The following is a 19,691-nucleotide window of genomic DNA, read 5'->3' on the forward strand; positions in this document are numbered from 1 at the left end:
GCACCGCGATCCGCGAATGGGCGCGCGCTCAGGGGCACCAGGTTTCCTCGCGCGGCCGTATCCCGGCCGAGATCGTCGACGCTTACCAGCGCGCCGAGAATTAACCAGCGCAAATCAGGGCGCTGGAAATTCGCTGGGAGCCGAGAGTCCGCGGGCATCGGCTCTAAGCGCGGGGAGATGGAGCGACATTTCAGGCCAATGGCTCGATCCGGATTTCTCGTGCATCAGGCCGCGCGCAGTAGTGCGGCGCCGCACTCGGGAAGTTCGGCTCGAATCCTTTCCAGTAGGCGTTCGGCGCGTTCGCGATGCGCAGCGGCCGCCTCGGCATCGCCCTGGGCGGCGGCCAGCGCCGCCAGGATCGAGTCCATCGGGCCGAACTCGGTCATCCCCGTCTCGAGGCCGATCAGGGTGCCGCTGTGCGGTGCCAGGTATATGTAGAGCCGCTGAATTGCTGGAGTGTCGCCGAGTTCGATGGCGGCGACCGCCCGCAATGCCGACATGAGGACCGGATAGAAGCCCGCCGCAATCGGATCCGAGTCCTCGTACACGCCGCGTGCGCGCTCGCGCTGTCCGCTCTGCAGCAGCGCGAGCGTGTAGGCCGGGGCGGCGGCCGCCGGCAGGGCCGCATAGGCGTTCGCGAGCCGATCCGTCAGGCTCCCCAGTTCACCCCGCGCCCATCCGGTCGAGAGGGCGCAGAACAACTCCGCCTCCGCGTGATTGGCGACGCCGGAAAGCCGGGTGCGGGTGGTGAACCGCTGGTACAGCTCATCGGCCGCGTCGATGTTCCCGCGCAGCAGTTCCATGGTCCCGGCGAAACAGCTGACCATATCCAGTAGCGGCTGCAGCTGGCCCTCGTCGGCGAACTCCACCGCGGCTGTCGCCCGCCGCCCCGCCTCCCGCAGATCCGCCCGGGCCACCGCCGCCCGGTATCCCAGATAATGCGCCAGCGCCCGGTACTCGGCCAGTCCGGCGGCGGTCGCCAGCCCCTCCAGTTCCTCGACCAGTGCCGAGAACTCCGTGTCGTACTCGAATGCGAGATAGGTCACCGCATTGATGGCGGCACACAGTAATTCGGGATCGCCGGTGCGCCGCGCCGTCTCGAGGGCCAGCCGCGCCAGTCGCCGCCCGGCGGCCGACTCCACCAGTCCCGTCTCGAAGGTCGCCGCGACCAGCAGGCGTACCAGATCGGCATCTGTCGCATCGTTCGAATCAGTCTGTGCCGCAACGGCATTCGAGACGTCATGGGTCGGCGCCGCGGGGCCGGGGGCGTCGCTCACCAGCAGGGCCAGGGTGGACGCGCCGATGCCGTACCGGGTCAGGGCGCCCGCCAGCGCCCGCCGCATGTGCTGATCGGGCCTGCGCCAGTTGCGAATCGCCCAGATGATCGGGGCGCGCCAGCAGGTCAATGCCCGGACCACCAGGTCCGGATCGCCCAGCTGCTCGGCGAGGGTGAGGGCCCGGTCGCGTTCCACGCGGGCCTCCCGATGCCGATTGTCGTAGGCCAGCGCCGCGACCAGCGCGCAGCGGGTGCGCAGCAGTGCGATGCGGTCGCCGGCGGGCGCGTGGTCGGCGTCGTGGCGCGCCAGCCGGTGCAGGTCCACCGCCGACCGCAGCAGCCGCACGCCGGCACTGCCGATCCCGCGGCTGGTGCGCCGCTCGGCCGCCCGCTCCACGTATTCGATCGCGCGCGAGGCGGTTTCGGCGGTCGCGCCGGCGAGGGCGTGCCGGGCCAGCACATCCGGGTCCCGCGCCACCGCCGGATAGGCGTCGGCACGCTGTTCCAGCAGCTCCAGTGCGGCCCAGTGCATCCGGCCCCGGCGCAGCGGCGGTATGCCCAGATACACCGCATCGCGAATCAGCCCATGCTCGAACCGGATACTCCCGCCGCTCCCGGAGCCCACCAGTCCGGCCGCCTCGGCCGCCGCGACCAGATCGATCACGGTGTCCTCGGCCAGCCCCACCGCCGCACTGAGGATCGCCAGATCGACGCTCTCACCCCAGATGGACAGCTGCCGCAGCACCTCGGCGACCCCGTCGGGCAGCTGCGCCACCCGATCCTCGATCAGCTCCCGGATCGAATCCGGCACCTCGTCCAAACTCCCCTGCGCGGCAGCCGCTTTCGCCACCTCCCGGACGAACAGCGGATTCCCGCCCGTCCGCCGGTGCAGCTGTTCCAGCGCCTCGGCCTCGATCCCCGTCAGCCCGGCAGCCGCCGCGGCTCGCCGCGTTCCCTCCACGTCCAGTCCATTGAGCTCCAGCCAGGCGCCCGTATTCTGCGCCAGCGCCGCGACCGTATTGTGCGGCCCTTGCGCAGCCTCCGATCGTCGCATCGTGACCAGCACGAATACCGGCTCGTCCCGCAGCCAGCTCACCACCTGCCGCAATACCTGCAAGGTCTCCGGATCGGCCCGCTGCACGTCCTCCAGCAGCAGCGCCACCGGCGCGGAACCGGCCGCGCGCCTGCATTTTTCCGCGATGACCCGCGCCAGCGTGAACGCGTCCTCGGCCGGCGTCCCCGTTTCGATCGCGCTCGGCCGCGGTGGGCCCGGTGAAATCGACTGGGAGGAGACGGTATCCGGCGGTGCCGCGGCGGGAGTGCCCGGTGCGCGGGCCGCGCTCTCCGAAAGCTGTCCAGCCGCAGCCCGGTTCGGCTCGCTCACGTCCAGGGCGGTGCTGATCTCGGTCCAGGCCCACGCCGTGGGCGCGCCGTCGATCTCCGGGCAGGTCCCGGTCACCGCGGTCCAGCCCGCGGTGTACAGCGTGGCGAGGGTGGCCTCCGCCAGTACGGTCTTGCCGATTCCCGCCTCTCCGGCCACCCAGGCGACCCGCAACTGCCCGGCCCGCGCCGCCTCGGCGGCGTTCAGCAACTCCGACAACTCGGTGAGATACCCGGTAGCGCAACGGAACCCGTCGGCAGCCCCGGGGGCGGTGCTGGTTTTCGCGGTCTCGATGCCCGGGCTGGAGACGGGCGCGGGATCGGCCCTGCTCATGGTGGTGGCAGGGGATGCGGCAGGGCCGGTGGGGCGGCGGTCGTGCGCCGGCAGGGGCGGGGTCTGGGCGAGGCCGGCGGAGTGATTGAGAATCGCTATTTCGAGTTGGCGCAACGCGGGGGAGGGATCCACGCCGAATAGGCCGCCGAGGAATTCGCGGGAGCGCCGGATGGTGGTGAGCGCCTCGAGCTGCTGACCCAGCTGGTACTGCGCCAGGGCGAGCAGCCGGACGATTTCCTCGCGGCCGGGATTGTCCTCGAAGAGCTGGCGGAGTTCGCGGACCACTTCGCCGGAGCGGCCCAATTCCAATTCGGTGCGGGCATTGAGTTCGACAGCGGTGAGGTAGAGATCGGTGAGCCGGTCGGCCTCGGCGACGGACCAGTCGGCCTCGGCGAAGGCCTCCAGCGCGGGACCGTGCCAGAGTGACAGGGCGGCCTCCAGCAGGGCGTTGCGCTCGGTGGGATCGGTGTGGATCTCGGGGTTGCTGACAAGTTCCTGATAGGTCCGCAGCTGCTGTTCGAAATGCCATGCGTCCACGGCGTTCTCGGGGATCTTCAGGGCATACCCGGACGACTCGGACACGATGAAGCGGGAGGGCGCACGCCGCGGGCGGTCGGGTTCGAACAGTCGCCGCAGATTGTGGATGTGCACCTGCAGTACCGCGGTGGCCTTGGGTGGCGGATGCCCGGACCACAGGTCGTCGATCAGCCGTTCGGTGCTCACGACCTGGCCGTGCGCGACGATGAGGCGGCCCAGCACGGCGCGTTGCATGGGCGTGCCCAGGGGCGTGTCGCGACCGTCGACGGACAGCTGCAGGGGGCCGAGCACTCTCAGCTCCGCGCCTGCCATCGGTGTCCTCCTGCGACCGGAAGCGAACTGGTCATTCGCCGCAAGAAGAGCACTATCCCTCAAAAACCTGGAGATGCCAAAAGGTAGCCGAATGGTTGTCGGATAGTTATGGGCGGGTCGCGGCCATAAAGAAGACCGTATGGTACGGAATTCCGTTTCCAATGCTAACGGTGCGAATACCTCACACAACCCGGCCGGAAGTGGATCGCAAGAGTGGGCGGGGAGAATACTTCTGACTGGAAGCAACCTTGAAGTTAAGGGGTGGTTGGTGTGACGAAGCCAGTGGATTTCCCCAGGGGCCTGGGAGAGACCGGCATCGAGCCCGAGAGCACCGGCATGTACGTGGACCGCGACGGCGATATCTGGGAGAAGCAGGACGATGGCTGGCGGCTGATTCTGCAGCGCGGCGTGTCCGTGGACCCGAAGTCCCTCTGGGATTGGACCGAGGGGCACGTCCGCGACTACGCGCCGTTCATGCCGGTCGTCGCCGGGCGCTGACGGTTTCCGCCGCGAGGGTGATCGCGGCGCGGAAATCGACTGCGGCACAAACTATTCGGATACCAGCACGCCGCTCAGATGGTCGTAGGCCACGTGTGCGTGCAGCCGAACGCCGGTGACGAGGGTGTCGTCGTCGGCGTAGAAGTGCGGGTTGTGGTTCATGAAGAGTCCGCGCTCGCCGGGGATCGGCGTGGGCAGACCCGCGGCGTCGAGCTGCGTGTCCTGCACGCCCAGCGTCACGTACAGCCCGCCGTACCTGTTGACGAACTCCGAGACGTCGTCGTATCCGAGCGTGGCCCCCGTCGGCGCCACCCGGTCGTCCCCGGCCACCCGGCGGAAGGTGGGCAGCCCGGCATCCATCCACGCCTGCTCGTTGTGCACGGCGGGCACATCCTGCAGGAAATCCACTGCGGCCGAACAGTTGTAGGCGGCCGCGGTGTTCGTGGCGAGCGTCCGCAGCCGCGGCTGCACCTCGCCCATGTCGTGCTCCACCGCGCAGCGGATGGTGCCCCACAGCGTCAAGGTCTGGCCGATGATATTGAACCGCCCGACGTCCTCGACGTGCCCGATGCTCACTGTGACCGGGTCGAAGGCGCTGATCTGCCGGTAGAGCTGCCCGATGCCCGTCAGGATCGCTCCGGCCGCCGGCATCGGATCGATGCCCATCCACGGTGTGGACCCGTGGACCTGCTGGCCGGTGAGGGTGATCCTGACCAGGCAGGACGCCCCGAACTGGTTCCCGACCCGATATCCGATGTAGCCCTTGGGATATGGGGTGACGTGGAATCCGAACGCCATGGTCGGCGCGGGATCGTCGAGCGCGCCCTCGGCGAGCATCTCACGCGCACCGCCCTTTTCGTTCACCGGCGGGCCTTCCTCGGCGGGCTGGAACACGAAAAGTACGGTGCCCGGTAGTTTTTCGCGGACGCCGGCCAGGACAGTGGCCGCGCCCATGAGCATGGCGGTGTGGCAGTCGTGCCCGCAGGCGTGTGACACCGGGAACGGCCCGCCGGGGTATTGCTGATCGACCACGTGGGAGGTGAACGGCACCCCGCACAGGTCCGGCACCGGCAGTGCGTCGATGTCCGCGCGCAGCGCCACCACCCGGTCGCCTGCCTGCCCGCCGCGCAGCACACCGACCACCCCGTGCCCGGCGATGCCGGTGCGAACCTCGTCCAGACTCGAGGCTTTCAGGTGATCACTGATCAGCGCCGCGGTATTCACCTCGCGATTGGAGAGCTCCGGATGTTCGTGCAGATGCCGCCGCAGGCGCACCACCTGTCCGGCCACCGCATCGGCGCGGGCGTCGAGTTCGTCGTGGATCGCAGGCATCGGGACTCCGTTCGGCCGGTATTCCGACGACGGGGCGAGGGCCGAACCGATCCAAAACAAAGTCGTTACGGCCATTTGCCGTCCGCGCCGAGGCTACTACTGTGGACCTCGAGTTCGCCATCCGTTAGCTGACGCGTCGGCAGGCTCGTTGCGAACCCGAGTCCTTCCGAGCGTCACCCGAAGCCACGAGGTGACCATGACCCAGGGTTGGCCCAGTTCGATGGGGTCGTTCGACTCCTTCGACGATATCTTCAACCGATTCTTCGGATCCGGAATGTCCCGCCAGCCGCCGGTGCAGCGCATCGACCTGAGTCGTTTGCTGAGCGAGAGCGCCAAACAGGTCGTGGACTCCGCCCGGCAGGCCGCCCACGACTGGGGCAGCGCCGAGATCACCCCCGAGCACCTGCTCTACGCGGCCGCCGCCATCGAGCCGTCCCAGAGCATCATCGCCGAAATCGGCAGGGACCCAGAACAATTGCGCAAGCAGATGCGGACCGCCGCGGGCAGCGGCGTCGGCGCGCACGGCCAGGACCATGCCCTGGTCCTGAGCCCCGGCGCCAAGCTGGCCCTGCGCAATTCGCAGCGCAGCGCCGCCGAAGCGGGCAGCAGCTACATCGGGCCCGAGCACATTCTGCTCGGCATCGCGGGCGTGCACGACAGCCCCGCCGCCCAGGCCCTCTCGGGCGCGAAGATGCCCGCCGCCCAGACCGCCAAGGAGCCCTCCGACACCCCGACCCTCGACGAGTACGGCCGCGACCTCACCGCGGAGGCTCGGGCCGGAAAGATCGATCCGGTAGTCGGCCGCGCCGAGGAGATCGAGCAGACCGTCGAGATCCTGTCGCGGCGGCGCAAGAACAATCCGGTCCTCATCGGTGATCCGGGCGTCGGCAAGACCGCGATCGTGGAGGGCCTGGCCCAGCGCATCGTCAATGGCGATGTGCCCGCCACCCTGACCGATCGCCGGGTCATCGCGCTGGACGTGAGCTCGATGGTGGCGGGCAGCAAATATCGCGGCGAATTCGAGGAGCGGCTCACCAAGGTGCTCGACGAGGTGCGCGAGCACTCCGACGAACTGGTGATCTTCATCGACGAGCTGCACACCATCGTGGGCGCGGGCGCCGGTGGCGAGGGCTCCATGGACGCGGGCAATATGCTCAAGCCCGCCCTGGCCCGCGGCGAACTGCACGCCATCGGCGCCACCACCATCGACGAGTACCGCAAGTACATCGAGAAGGACGCGGCCCTGGAACGCCGCTTCCAGCCGGTCATGGTGTCCGAGCCGTCGGTGGCCGACACCATCGAGATCCTGCGCGGGCTCTCCGATGTGTACGAGGAGCACCACCAGGTGCGCTACCTGGACGAGGCGCTGATCGCCGCGGCCGAGCTGTCCGACCGCTACATCACCGACCGCTTCATGCCGGACAAGGCCATCGACCTGGTGGACCAGGCGGGCGCGCGGGTTCGATTGCGTACGCGCACGACGGATCCCAAGGTGCGCGAGCTGGAAGACAAACTGGCGCACCTGAATCGGGAGAAGGACGCGGCGGTCGCCGGCGAGGATTACGAGCGGGCCAACAAGATCAAGGCCGAGATCTCGAAGCTGGAGAAGAAGACCGCCGACGAGGTGGACCGCACCGAGATCCCGACGGTCGGGATCACCGATATCGCCGAGGTGGTGTCGCGGCAGACCGGTATCCCGGTCGCCGACCTCACCACCGAGGAGCGCGCGAAACTGCTGAAGCTGGAACAGGATCTGCACCGGCGGGTGGTCGGCCAGGACGAGGCCATCGTCGCGGTGGCGGAGGCGGTGCGCCGCGCCCGCGCCGGGCTCAAGGACCCCAACCGGCCCATCGGCTCGTTCCTGTTCCTGGGCCCCACCGGCGTCGGCAAGACCGAACTCGCGAAAGCCCTGGCGGAGGCCGTCTTCGGTGACGAGGACCGGCTCATCCGCTTCGATATGAGCGAGTTCCAGGAGAAGCACACCGTCTCGCGGCTGGTGGGCGCGCCGCCCGGATACGTGGGCTACGACGACGCCGCCCAGCTCACCGACAAGGTGCGCCGGCAGCCGTACTCGGTGATCCTGTTCGACGAGGTCGAGAAGGCGCATCCGGACGTGTTCAATGTGCTGCTGCAGCTGCTCGACGACGGCCGCGTCACCGACTCCAAGGGCCGCACGGTGGATTTCAAGAACACCATCGTGATTCTCACCAGCAATATCGGCTCCGATCTGATCCTGTCCGCGAAGGACGGCGACCTGGATTCGATCACGCCGCAGCTGGAGGAGCGGCTGCGCAGGCAGTTCCGGCCCGAGTTCCTCAACCGGCTCGACGAGCAGATCATCTTCCACCGGCTCGACAGGTCCCAGCTGCGCAATATCGTCGGCCTGGTGCTCGACGGCACCAAGCGGCGGCTGCGCGCCCAGGACATCGACCTGGATGTCACGGACCGGGCCATGGACTGGCTGGCGGAGAACGGATATCAGCCCGAGTTCGGCGCCCGGCCACTGCGCCGGACCGTGCAGAAGCAGCTGGACAACGCGCTGTCGAAGAAGCTGCTCGAGGGCGCGCTGGCGCCCGGCGACACGGTGCGCATCGATGCCGACGGCAGCGGTCTGCAGATCGAGGCGATCCACCACACCGGTGGGAAGAAGACCGATGCCGAGATCACCGAGGAATCGGTCATGACCGTCGGCAAGGGCGGCAAGGCCAAGTCCGACAAGCCGGATGCCAAGCACGCCGGCGGAAATGGCCACGGCAAGCACAGCGCGAAGGCGTCGGGCGGCAAGGCGTCCCCCACCAAGCACTGAGCACTGTCGCACACGAAAAGCGCCGCGCCGGAATCGATCCGGCGCGGCGTTCGGCTCGATCGCCTGCGCCGGGACGTCTCACACCAGCCGGGGCCACAGCCCGCGGTCCGTCGGCGCGTTCACATCGAACATGGTCACGGCGAAGCTCTTTGGCGTCGCCGGGCGCGCCCGGCCACCGCTATCGATCGGCCTGCCCGCTCGGGGGCGATCGCACGCCAGTTTGGAATATGCGTTAACTTCTGGTTATGGACCTTGATCGCGACGCCGCGCCGCTGCCCCTGGGCGACCTCGTCGCCGATGGGCCCTTCCCGCCGCATCACCCCGGCTGCTTCGGCTGTGGCCCCGCCAATCCGGCCTCCCCGCAGATCGCCTTCGGGCGACTGGGCGACACCGTGCGTGGCACCTTCACGCTGGACGAGCGGCATCAGGGCGCGCCCGGCGTGGCGCACGGCGGCATCCTCGCCGCGGCCCTGGACGACGCCTGCGGCGCGATCCTGGTCCCGTTGCGCCAGCTCGCGGTCACCGTCAAACTCGACGTCACCTTCTGCGCCCCCGCCCGCCTGCACCGCGATTTCGTGGTCACCGCGGTGCTCGCCGCACGCGAGGGCCGCAAGCTCTTCATCGACACCACGCTGACCGACGGCGACACTGTGATCGCCACCGGCCGGGCGATTTTCGTCGAGGTTGCACCGGAGCACTTCCTGAGTCTCGGTGCGACCCTCGGGGAGATGCCCACCATCGGGCTGTGACTCGGCGCGGCGTTCTTCCTGGTGGAAATGATTCCGGCACGGCGCTTTTCGCGAAATCGAATACGGCTCCGGCGCCGCGCGGGAATGACTCGCGCGGCGCCGGACCGCTCTGCGTGATCGTCAGCCGACGGCGATCATGCGGGCCGCGTTGGCCGATTCGTCGTCCTTCTCCTCGTTGGCCGCCAGTTCGGCGTGCACGCGGTCGAAGTAGCGGTTGATCTCGGCATTGGTGCGCTCGTCGTCCCAGCCCAGGCGCGGGGCGATGAGGCGGGCGATCTCCGGCGCCGCCCGCAGGCCGCGGTCGGGCACCTCGATGGAGATGCGGGTGCGGCGGGTGAGCAGGTCGTCCAGGTGCAGCGCGCCCTCGTGGGTGGCGGCGTAGACGGCCTCGGCGGCCAGATAGTCTTCGGCGCCCGGAATCGGTTGGCCCAGTTCGGGAACCGCGGCGACGAGGTCGAAGATCTCCGCGGTCAGCGAGCCGTAGCGGCCCAGCAGATGCGCCACGGTCTCGACCGGCAGCCCGGCCCGCGCCGCCACGTCGGCGATGGTGTCGACCATGTCCTGGTAGCCGACCGCGCCCAGGATGGGCAGGTTCGCGGTCACCGACGGCGCGACATCGCTGCCGAGGCGCTCAGCGGCGGCGTCCACCACATCGGCGGCCATCACCCGGTAGGTGGTGTATTTGCCGCCCGCGATGACGAACAGGCCCGGGGCCGGTTCGGCCACCGCGTGCTCGCGCGACAGCTTGGACGTCTCCTTCGACGCGCCGGTCATGAGCGGCCGCAGCCCCGCGTAGGTGCCGACGATGTCGGCACGCGTGAGCGGTTCGCGCAGTAGCGAATTGACGTGGTCGAGGATGTACTGCACATCCGCGGCGGTCGCGGTCGGGTGGTTCTTGTCCAGTGACCAGTCGGTGTCGGTGGTGCCGATGATCCAGTGCTCGGCCCACGGGATGACGAACAGCACGGACTTCTCGGTCTTCATGGCGATGCCGGTGTTCAGGTCCAGCTTCTCGCGCGGGACCATGATGTGCACGCCCTTGGACATGCGCACGTGGAACGGGAAGTCCACCCCGGTCATCTTGATCATGTCGTCGGTCCACACCCCGGTCGCCGAGATCACGGTCTTGGCCCGGATGCTGTGCTCCAGACCGGTTTCCAGATCCACGACATTCGCGCCCACGACCTTCTCGCCATCGCGCAGCAGCCCGGTGACCCGGGTGCGGGTCAGCACGGTCGCGCCGTGCTGGGCCGCGGTGCGGGCGATCATCATGGTGTACCGGGCGTCGTCGACCTGCGCGTCGTAGTAGCGGATGGCGCCGGTCATGGCGTCTTCCCGGAGCGCCGGCGCCAATTCCAGTGCGCCGGAACGGCTCAGGTGCCGGTGCATGGGCACCGAGCGCGCGCCGCCCATGGTGTCGTAGAGGGCGATGCCGGCGCCGATGTAGAAGCGCTCGTAGTGCTTCTGCAGCGGGAACAGGAACGACACCGGGTGCACCAGGTGCGGAGCCAGCTTGTTCAGCAGCAGGCCGCGCTCCTTCAAAGCCTCACGGACCAGCGCGAAGTCGTACTGTTCCAGGTAGCGCAGGCCGCCGTGGATGAGCTTGGAGGACCGGCTGGAAGTACCGGCGGCGAAGTCCCGCGCCTCGACCAGGGTGACGGACAGGCCGCGAGCGGCGGCGTCGAGGGCGGCGCCCGCCCCGGTCACTCCACCGCCGATCACGAGAATGTCGATTTCGGTGTCGCCGAGCGAATCAATCGCCCGGGCGCGGTAGGCGGGATCCAGTTGTGCGGACACGAAATACTCCTTGTTATCGGCGTTTCGAAGTTTGTGGGGCACCGGTCAGTCCTCGTCGTCGAGGTCGACCCAGTCGAGGGTGCGCGAGACGGCCTTGACCCAGCGCGCATAGCCGCGCTGCCGCTGCTCCTCGGTCATGGTGGGCTGCCAGTTCTTGTCCTCGTGCCAGTTGGCGACGAGTTCGTCTGTGCTACGCCAGAATCCGACCGCGAGACCGGCGGCGTAGGCGGCGCCGAGCGCGGTGGTCTCGGCGACCACCGGCCGGGAGACCGGCACGCCGAGGAAGTCGGCCTGGATCTGCATGGCGAGTTCATTGGTGGTGACGCCGCCGTCGACGCGCAGGGTGTCGAGCCGCACCCCGGAGTCCTGCTGCATGGCCTCGACCACGTCGCGGGTCTGGTAGCAGATGGATTCCAGCGTGGCCCTGGCGATGTGGGCGTTGTTGCTGAAGCGGGACAGGCCCACGATCGCCCCGCGGGCATCCGGGCGCCAGTAGGGTGCGAACAGTCCGGAGAAGGCGGGCACGAAGTAGACGCCGCCATTGTCGGGCACCTGACGGGCAAGGGCCTCAACCCTTTCCGCGCCCGAGATGATGCCCAGCTGGTCGCGCAGCCACTGCACGGCCGAGCCGGTGACGGCGATCGAGCCCTCCAGCGCGTACACCGGCTTGTCGTCGCCGAACTGATAGGCGACCGTGGTCAGCAGGCCGTGCTCGGAGTGCACGATCTCGGTGCCGGTGTTCAGCATCAGGAAATTCCCTGTGCCATAGGTGTTCTTGGCCTCGCCCGGCCGGAAGCAGACCTGGCCGACGGTGGCGGCCTGCTGGTCGCCGAGCACGCCGGCGATCCGCACCGCGCCCTTGAACGGGCCGCCGGGGTAGGTGGTTCCGAAGCCCGCGGGATTCGACGAGGGTGCGATGCGCGGCAGCATGGCGCGCGGCACCCCGAACACGGCGAGCAATTCGTCGTCCCAGTCCAGGGTTTCGAGGTCCATGAGCATGGTGCGCGACGCATTGGTCGGGTCGGTGACGTGCACACCACCGTGGACGCCGCCGGTGAGGTTCCAGATGATCCAGCTGTCGGAGGTGCCGAAGAGGGCGTCGCCGTTCTCCGCGTCCGCCCGTACGCCGGGGACATTGTCGAGGATCCACTTCAGCTTGCCGCCGGAGAAATACGGCGCGGGTGGCAGTCCGGCGCGTTCGCGAATGAGATCGCCGTGGCCGGCCTTCTCCACCTCGGCCACGATGCGGTCGGTGCGGGTGTCCTGCCACACGATGGCGTTGTAGTAGGGGCGTCCGGTGTGGCGGTTCCACACGATGGTGGTCTCGCGCTGATTGGTGACGCCGACGGCGGCCAGGTCGCTCGCGGTGAGACCGGCTCCGGCCAGGGCGCTCTTGATGACGGTGCGGGTGCGCTCCCAGATCTCGTCCGGATTGTGCTCCACCCAGCCGGCCTGCGGGAGAATCTGCTCGTGTTCGAGTTGATGGCGGGCAACCACATTGCCGCCGTGGTCGAACACCATGAATCGCGTGGAGGTCGTGCCTTGATCGATGGCTCCGACGTACTGCGTCATCACGGTCCTTCCGGGAAGCTCGTCATTGAGTCCGTTTGCGCTGGTGAGACCGGTACCGGTCGCCCGGGCTCCACGTTACGAAGTGGAACGTGCTTATGGCAGAGGGTGCGTTCGACAATGCCGAACGATTTGCTGGTAGGTTACGGACATGCCGGGTCCGATTCAGTCGATCGAGCGCGCCGCGGCCATGCTACGGCTGCTCGCGCGCGGGTCCGGGCGCATGGGAGTGGGGGAGATCGCCGCGGCGCTGGGGCTGGCCAAGCCGACCGCGCACGGCATTCTGCGGACGCTGCACGGGGTGGGATTCGTCGATCAGGATCCCGTGACGGGCAAGTACCTGCTGAGTCCGGCCCTGCAGGACCTCGGGTCCGGGCACCTGGACGCCAATGAACTGCGCTCCCGGGCCATCAACCGCGCCGACGCGCTGGCCGCGCGCAGTGGGGAATCGGTGCGGATCGCCGCGCCGGTGGACGGGGGAGTGGTGGTGATCCACCACGTCTTCCGGCCCGACAATACCGAGCAGGAACTGGCGGTCGGAGAGGAATTGCCGCCGCACGCAACGGCTCTGGGCAAAGTGCTGCTGGCCTATGACGGGGAGCTCGCCGACGCGGCGCGCGACGGCCGGCTGCCCGCGATCACGCACCGCACCCTCACCGATCCGGCGGAGTTGCGGCGGGCCATCTCCGAGGTGCGGCGCACCGGCTGGGCCGGGGATATCGGCGAATATCGTTCCGGTGAGGCGAGCGTCGCCGCGCCGATTCGCTCCCGGGGTGGTTTGGTGGTCGGTGCCATCGGCATCACCGGGCCGGTCGACCGGCTCTGCGACGGGCAGCTGCGGTTCCGGTCCGCGCCCATCGCCCAGGTGCGCGACGCCGCCGCCGCGGTGTCCCGGGATCTCGGTGGCGCGCAATGACTTTCCCGGACAGGAGCAGGCTCGGATGACGCAACGCTATGTGCTCGCCATCGACCAGGGCACCACCTCCACCCGGGCCATCCTCTTCGATCAGCGGGCGCGGCTGACCGGGGTGGCGCAGCGCGAGCACCGGCAGCACTATCCGCGGCCGGGGTGGATGGAGCAGGACGCGCTCGAGATCTGGCGCAATGTGGAGCGCGTCGTGCCTGCGGCACTGCGGGATTCGGGGATCACCCTCGAGCAGGTGGCGGCGGTCGGGATCGCCAATCAGCGCGAGACCACGGTGGTGTGGGACCGGCACACCGGGACGCCGATCGGGCGGGCCATCGTGTGGCAGGACGTGCGCACCGAGGAGCTCGTCGAGCGGCTGCGGAAATCGCCCGGGGCGGAACGGATTCGGGAGCTGTGCGGGCTGCCGCTGGCCACCTACTTCGCCGCGCCGCGGCTGCGGTGGCTGCTGGATCGCACGCCGGGACTGCGGGAGCGGGCCGAGCGCGGCGACGTGCTGTTCGGGACCATGGAGACCTGGCTCATCTGGAACCTCACCGGGGGAGCCGATCACGGGGTGCACGTCACTGATGTCTCCAATGCCGGCCGGACGCTCCTGATGAATCTCTCCACCCTGGAATGGGATCGAGAACTGTTGCGGTTCTTCGATATTCCCAAGGCCATGCTGCCCGAGATCCAGCCCTCGACCGGTGAATTCGGCACGGCACGGCGCGTGCTGCCGGGGGTGCGGATCGCGGCGGCGCTGGGCGATCAGCACGCGGCGCTGTTCGGGCAGACCTGCTTCGCGCCCGGCGAGACCGAATGTACCTACGGCACTGGCGGATTCCTGCTCATGAACACCGGGCGGGAGCTGGTGCGGTCCGAGCACGGACTGCTCACCACCATCGGGTACCAGGTGGGGCCGGAACCGGTGTACGCGCTGGAGGGGCCGATCGCGGTGACCGGCTCGCTGGTGCAGTGGCTGCGGGACAACATCGGGCTCATCGCCAGTGCGCCGGAGATCGAAACCCTCGCGGGCACAGTCGAAGACAATGGCGGCTGCTATCTGGTGCCCGCCTTCTCGGGGCTGTACGCGCCGCACTGGCGCAGTGACGCGCGCGGGCTGCTCATCGGGCTCACCTCGTACATCACCAAGGGGCACATCGCCCGTGCCGTGCTCGAGGCCACGGCCTGGCAGACGCGCGACGTGGTGGAAGCCATGAACGCCGACTCGGGACTGCAGGCCGGGGCGCTGCGGGTGGCGGGCGGGATGACCTCGGACAACCTGCTCATGCAGATCATCGCCGATGTGCTCGACATACCGGTCATGCGTCCGATCGTGGCGGAGACGGTGTCGCTGGGCGCGGCCTACGCGGCGGGCCTGGCGGTCGGTTACTGGCCGGATCTCGAGGGCCTGCGCCACAATTGGCGCGTCGCGGCGCAGTGGCTGCCGCGCATGGACGCGGACCTGCGCGCCGAGGAGTACGACAACTGGAAGCGGGCCGTGCAGCTTACCTTCGGCTGGCTGCGGCCCAACAAGCCGGTGTCCTGACGACGCGGAAGTCGTTGACCTAACGTGGCAGGTATGCGGCTCTACGTCGGTTGCGCAATGTGGACACACCCGGACTGGCAGGAGAAGCCGCTACCCCCGGCAGAACGCCTGCGCACGTACTCCTCCTGGTGCAATGCGGTGGAGGGCAACACCACCTTCTACGCGGTCCCGCAGCGGCGCACCGTCGAATCCTGGGCCCGCCAAACCGATCCCGACTTCCGCTTCGTGATCAAACTGCCCCGCACCATCACCCACGACCGCCGCCTCACCGGCATCGACGACGAGATGGCGGCGTTCCTGGACGCCATCGAACCGCTGGGCCGCCGCCTGCACTCGCTGTGGGTGCAGCTGCCCGCCTCCTTCACCAATCTGCCCGCCCTCGCCGAGCTGCTCGACGGCCTGCCGTCGCACTATCGCTGCGCCGTCGAGGTGCGCCACCCCGCCTTCTTCGAAAACCACCGCGCCACCGCCCAACTCGAACAGGTGCTGACGGCCGCGGGTGCGGAGTGGATCCCGTTCGACACGACCGTCCTGTTCGACGGCCCGCCCGTCAGCGCGGCCGAGTACGAGGCCCGCTCCAAGAAGCCCAACAACCCGCGCCGCGCTCGCGCCCTCACCGAATACCCCATCGTGCGCTATCACGGCCGCGACGATATCGCCACCACCGTCGCGGGCTGGCAGCCCTGGATCGACACCACCGTCGCCTGGCTGCGCGAAGGCCGCTCCCCGACGGTGTTCATCCACACGCCCGACAATGCCTCGGCCCGCACGCTCGCCCGCCGCTTCCACGCCGAGGTCCGTGCCCACCTCCCCGACCTGGAACCCCTGTCGGACCCCCTCCCCACCGACCCCATGACCCTGTTCTGACCGGACCCGCGGACCGTTCGGCGCGGGCCGAAGGATGGCGGCGGGACACTGGACCCATGGAACCGATCAGAGACGGCGATGTGGACATCTCCGGAGCCGCCCGCCTCCTGGCCGACCCGGCCCGGGCCCGCATGCTCACCGTCCTGGCCGACGGCCGCGCCCAGCCGGCCGGCGAACTGGCCCGGGCGGCGGGCGTCACGGCCGCGACCGCCAGCGAGCACCTGGGCAAGCTGGTCGATCAGGGCTGGCTGGCCGTCGAGAAGGCGGGCCGCCACCGCTACTACCGCATCGCACTCCCCGAGGTGGTCCAGGTCCTGGAATCCATGGCCCTGATCTCGCCGGTCCAGCCGGTCCGTTCGCTACGTGGCGCTCGCGCCAACCGCGACCTGAAACTCGCCCGCACCTGCTACGACCATCTCGCCGGAGCCGTCGGGGTAGCGATCTTCGACGCCCTGCACGACGCCGCCCTGCTGAACGTGATCGGCGGCCACTGGACCGCCACCGACCACACCCACCCCCTCCTCGACGAATTGGCCATCACCCCAACCGATCTCCGCCATTTCGGCCGCCGCCCACCGGTCAAGGTCTGCCTCGACTGGTCCGAACGCCGCTATCACCTGGCCGGCGGCCTCGGCGCGCTGATGCTGCGCCGCATGCTCGACAACAACTGGTGCGCCCCCGGAACCACCCCCCGCGCAATGGCATTCACCCCCGCCGGCTGGGCAGCGCTCGACCGGACAGCCGGCATCGACAGGACCGCCATCAGCTCCGACCTCGCCGGAACCGCCGCCCCAGCCCCCGCAACGGTGGTTCCACGCGGCGCCTGAAAGACCGGGCCGCGCACCTCCCGCACGAACACCGGCAGGCGCGCCATCTCCGGGTCGATCGACGCCGGGACGGTCACGGTGGTGGCGGCGTCGCCAGGTCTGCTGCTGGGATCTGTGGCGGCGCGCTCGGGTAAAGGGCTGCTGCCCAAGGGGCTTCGTCGCGAACGTGGTTTCACCGGCGGTGCGATGATCGGCCTGGCGCAGAACTTCGGCTTCTACGGCGAACTCTTCGTGGTCGGCCTGCACCTGCAGCGGCAGGGCCGTTCCTGAATGTGGATGGCACACGGCGGGGCGGGCTCGGCCCGTTCCGCCGTGTGCCACCGGATGCTTCAGCTCACGAGGACGGGGGGTTTGCTGGAGCGCTGGGCTTCGCGGGCGAGCGCGCGGTCGCGCTGCTCCTCGAAGCGGACCACGTCCTTGCGGAGCTTGTCGAGGAATTCGCCGAGCTCGTTGCGGCGCCGGTCGCCGGCGGGGCCGAAGTCGGTGCGCTCGAAGATGTTCCACTGCTTGAGGTTGGGGATCAGCACCTCGTCGAGGTGCTGGCGCAGATCGTAGATGCCGTGCTTGGCCATCAGCACGCCGTTGCGGCGGAAGTTGGGCATGCCCAGGCCGGGCATCTGGAAGCCCACCACGACATTGGTGATGGCATCCATGGCCTGGTCGGGCGAGAGGTCCAGGGCCGCGGCGCACATGTTGCGGTAGAAGAGCATGTGCAGGTTCTCGTCCGCGGCGATCCGCTGCAGCATGCGGTCCGCGACGGGGTCGTCGCACACTCTGCCGGTATTGCGGTGGGACACCCGGGTCGCCAATTCCTGAAATGTCACATAAGCGACGGAATGCATGAATCCGGCATCGGCGTGAATGAACTCGGTGTCCGAGTACTTCCTGATCAGATGCGCGGGGTTGTACCCGTCGGTCATGTGAATCATTCGCGCCTGCTCCAGCGCCACCGGATCCACACCCCGGGTGACCACCAGATAGTCGCGCATCACGATGCCGTGCCGGTTCTCCTCGGCCGTCCAGCGGCCCACCCAGGTACCCCAAGCCCCGTCCTGGGAGAAGTTCTCGGCGATTTCCCGATGATAGCTGGGCAGATTGTCCTCAGTGAGAAGATTGGTCACCATGGCCGCCTTGGCGACCTCGCTGAGCTTCGACTGCTCCGGTTCCCAGTCCACACCCGACATAGCTGCGAAGTTGCGACCGAGATCCCAAGGCACATAGTCGTGCGGGTTCCAGTCCTTGGCCATCGATAGGTGACGGTTCACGTTCTGCTCGGCAATCGGTTCCAGCTCGATGAGCAGCTCCAACTGCGTGAGACTCCTGGCCACGATCCTGTGCCCTCCCTCGAAATGGCTTCGTCGCTGGGGGAATGATGTTAGGAGAGAAATGCTGGAGATCCGGCGATCGCCGCCGCGGCGAGAGGGATCCGTGGAGTTGAAAAGGGATGCCCGCGTGTCGCTCAATGAACCGGATCGGCTCCGCCTCGGATAATCTAGCTCAGTTCGCCGAATATTGGCTTCATACCCCGCCGATGGGTTCACGGCCGGGCCCGCTCGCTAGTTCCAAACAAGTCCTTGAAAGCCATGCGGATCGCACGCTGGTTCGCCAAAGCATTGCTACGGAGAGTGAACATGCAGACGCCCCACCGCCGGCAGTACCCCAGTGTCGTTGTCACCGCGCTCGCGGCGACCACCTCGATCGCGGGCGACGTCGACTCGACGTGGAAGGGACTACTCAACGGGGAGAGCGGGATCGACGTCCTCGAGGACAGCTTCCTCAACGACTTCGGCTTACCGGTCCGTATCGGTGGTCACCTCAAGGTCTCGCCCGCCGGTCAGCTCACCAAGGCCGAGGCCCGGCGCCTGTCCTACGTCGAGCAGATGGCGGTGGTGCTGGGCCGTGAGGTGTGGGCCAATGCCGGCAGCCCCGAGGTGGACCAGGATCGCCTCGGCGTCTCCATCGGCACCGGTCTCGGCGGCGCGGAGATGCTCATGTCCGCCCGCGACAAGCTGGTCAACGGCGGCTATCGCAAGGTGGTGCCGCACACCGTACAGGGCGTGATGCCCAATGGCCCGGCCGCCTGCGTCGGGGTCGAGCTGGGCGCGAGGGCTGGTGTGTCCACGCCCGTTTCGGCCTGTTCGTCCGGTTCCGAGGCGATCTCCAACGCCTGGCGCATGGTCGTCATGGGCGACGCCGACATGGTGGTCACCGGCGGTGTGGAGGGTTCCATCCAGGCGCTGCCGATCGCCGGGTTCTCCATGATGCGTGCCCTGAGCACCCGCAACCACGACCCCAAGGGCGCCTCGCGGCCGTTCGACTTGGACCGCGACGGTTTCGTTTTCGGTGAGGCGGGCGCGCTCATGGTCATCGAGACCGAGGAGCACGCCAAGGCCCGCGGCGCCACCATCCACGCCCGCATCATGGGCGCGGGCGTCACCTCCGACGGCTTCCACCTCGTCGCCCCCGATCCCGAGGGCACCGGCGCGGCGCGTGCCATGTCCCGCGCCATGGAGTACGCGGGCCTGTCCAAATCCGATGTCACGCATATCAATGCGCACGCCACCGCCACGCCGATCGGCGATACCGCGGAGGCGAACGCCATCAAGCAAGCCGTCGGCAATCACGCCGCGGTGTACGCGCCGAAATCCGCCCTCGGGCATTCCATCGGCGCGGTCGGCGCGCTGGAGGCGGTCATAACCGTCCTCAGCGTGCGGGACGGAATCATCCCCGCCACACTGAATTTGGAGAATCAGGACCCCGAGATCGACCTGGATGTGGTGAAAGGCCAGGCCCGGCCGGGTCGCTACGACTACGCCCTGAACAACTCCTTCGGCTTCGGCGGGCACAACGTGGCCATCGCTTTCGGCCGCTACTGATCGCTCCGGCCGTACGCGGGACCTCCATCGGCCGTAGGCGGTGACGCGGGATTCCGGCACCTGCTAGAGTTCCCC

Annotated in this window: 15 protein-coding genes; 10 read left to right on the top strand and 5 right to left on the bottom strand. The window is 68.6% G+C overall.

Annotation, left to right across the window (positions count from 1 at the left end; translation table 11 throughout):
- Nucleotides 1-104 (top strand): histone-like nucleoid-structuring protein Lsr2 (locus ABZV44_RS26120; RefSeq protein ID WP_354841812.1); only part of this gene is annotated, 104 nt, incomplete at its 5' end.
- 120 nt (nucleotides 105-224) lie between these two features.
- On the opposite strand, the gene ABZV44_RS26125 is transcribed toward ABZV44_RS26120, so the two are convergent.
- Complete coding sequence (locus ABZV44_RS26125; protein WP_354841367.1) at nucleotides 225-3,839, bottom strand: BTAD domain-containing putative transcriptional regulator; 3,615 nt, start codon at nucleotides 3,837-3,839, stop codon at nucleotides 225-227.
- A gap of 270 nt (nucleotides 3,840-4,109) precedes the next feature.
- Here ABZV44_RS26125 and ABZV44_RS26130 point away from each other — a divergent pair, with 270 nt between their 5' ends.
- Nucleotides 4,110-4,337 (top strand): hypothetical protein, encoded by a 228-nt coding sequence (locus ABZV44_RS26130; protein ID WP_354841370.1) that lies wholly within the window; start codon nucleotides 4,110-4,112, stop codon nucleotides 4,335-4,337.
- A 51-nt stretch (nucleotides 4,338-4,388) separates the two neighbouring features.
- On the opposite strand, the gene ABZV44_RS26135 is transcribed toward ABZV44_RS26130, so the two are convergent.
- Complete coding sequence (locus tag ABZV44_RS26135; RefSeq protein ID WP_354841373.1) at nucleotides 4,389-5,669, bottom strand: amidohydrolase; 1,281 nt, start codon at nucleotides 5,667-5,669, stop codon at nucleotides 4,389-4,391.
- A gap of 196 nt (nucleotides 5,670-5,865) precedes the next feature.
- On the opposite strand from ABZV44_RS26135, the gene ABZV44_RS26140 reads away from it, so the two are divergent.
- Nucleotides 5,866-8,475, top strand: a complete 2,610-nt coding sequence (locus tag ABZV44_RS26140; protein ID WP_354841375.1) for an ATP-dependent Clp protease ATP-binding subunit — start codon at nucleotides 5,866-5,868, stop codon at nucleotides 8,473-8,475.
- Nucleotides 8,476-8,720: 245 nt separating this feature from the next.
- On the top strand, nucleotides 8,721-9,224 hold the full coding sequence (locus ABZV44_RS26145; RefSeq protein WP_354841377.1) for a PaaI family thioesterase: 504 nt from the start codon (nucleotides 8,721-8,723) through the stop codon (nucleotides 9,222-9,224).
- A gap of 120 nt (nucleotides 9,225-9,344) precedes the next feature.
- Here ABZV44_RS26145 and glpD read toward each other — a convergent pair whose 3' ends face one another.
- The gene (gene glpD / locus ABZV44_RS26150; protein ID WP_354841380.1) at nucleotides 9,345-11,021 is read right to left on the bottom strand and encodes a glycerol-3-phosphate dehydrogenase; all 1,677 of its coding nucleotides are present in this window, start codon (nucleotides 11,019-11,021) and stop codon (nucleotides 9,345-9,347) included.
- Nucleotides 11,022-11,066: 45 nt separating this feature from the next.
- Nucleotides 11,067-12,593 carry a glycerol kinase GlpK gene (glpK, locus tag ABZV44_RS26155; RefSeq protein WP_354841383.1) on the bottom strand — a complete coding sequence of 509 codons (1,527 nt, stop codon included), beginning with the start codon at nucleotides 12,591-12,593 and terminating at the stop codon, nucleotides 11,067-11,069.
- A gap of 148 nt (nucleotides 12,594-12,741) precedes the next feature.
- On the opposite strand from glpK (ABZV44_RS26155), the gene ABZV44_RS26160 reads away from it, so the two are divergent.
- From ABZV44_RS26160 to ABZV44_RS26180, 5 genes are all read left to right on the top strand, one after another.
- Nucleotides 12,742-13,506, top strand: coding sequence for an IclR family transcriptional regulator (locus ABZV44_RS26160; RefSeq protein ID WP_354841386.1), 765 nt, complete (start codon nucleotides 12,742-12,744; stop codon nucleotides 13,504-13,506).
- 25 nt (nucleotides 13,507-13,531) lie between these two features.
- Nucleotides 13,532-15,046 (top strand): glycerol kinase GlpK, encoded by a 1,515-nt coding sequence (glpK, locus tag ABZV44_RS26165; protein ID WP_354841389.1) that lies wholly within the window; start codon nucleotides 13,532-13,534, stop codon nucleotides 15,044-15,046.
- Nucleotides 15,047-15,079: 33 nt separating this feature from the next.
- Complete coding sequence (locus ABZV44_RS26170; protein WP_354841391.1) at nucleotides 15,080-15,913, top strand: DUF72 domain-containing protein; 834 nt, start codon at nucleotides 15,080-15,082, stop codon at nucleotides 15,911-15,913.
- A gap of 56 nt (nucleotides 15,914-15,969) precedes the next feature.
- Nucleotides 15,970-16,740 (top strand): winged helix-turn-helix domain-containing protein, encoded by a 771-nt coding sequence (locus tag ABZV44_RS26175; protein WP_354841394.1) that lies wholly within the window; start codon nucleotides 15,970-15,972, stop codon nucleotides 16,738-16,740.
- Between the two features lie 81 nt (nucleotides 16,741-16,821).
- On the top strand, nucleotides 16,822-17,010 hold the full coding sequence (locus tag ABZV44_RS26180) for a hypothetical protein (protein WP_354841396.1): 189 nt from the start codon (nucleotides 16,822-16,824) through the stop codon (nucleotides 17,008-17,010).
- A 59-nt stretch (nucleotides 17,011-17,069) separates the two neighbouring features.
- Here the strand turns inward: ABZV44_RS26180 and ABZV44_RS26185 are convergent, their stop codons facing one another.
- Nucleotides 17,070-18,068 (bottom strand): acyl-ACP desaturase, encoded by a 999-nt coding sequence (locus ABZV44_RS26185; protein ID WP_354841399.1) that lies wholly within the window; start codon nucleotides 18,066-18,068, stop codon nucleotides 17,070-17,072.
- A gap of 303 nt (nucleotides 18,069-18,371) precedes the next feature.
- Here ABZV44_RS26185 and ABZV44_RS26190 point away from each other — a divergent pair, with 303 nt between their 5' ends.
- Nucleotides 18,372-19,616 carry a KasA/KasB family beta-ketoacyl-ACP synthase gene (locus ABZV44_RS26190; RefSeq protein ID WP_354841402.1) on the top strand — a complete coding sequence of 415 codons (1,245 nt, stop codon included), beginning with the start codon at nucleotides 18,372-18,374 and terminating at the stop codon, nucleotides 19,614-19,616.
- Nucleotides 19,617-19,691 lie beyond the last annotated feature (75 nt).

The organism is Nocardia sp. NPDC004860 (genome assembly GCF_040609015.1).
Classification (GTDB): domain Bacteria; phylum Actinomycetota; class Actinomycetes; order Mycobacteriales; family Mycobacteriaceae; genus Nocardia.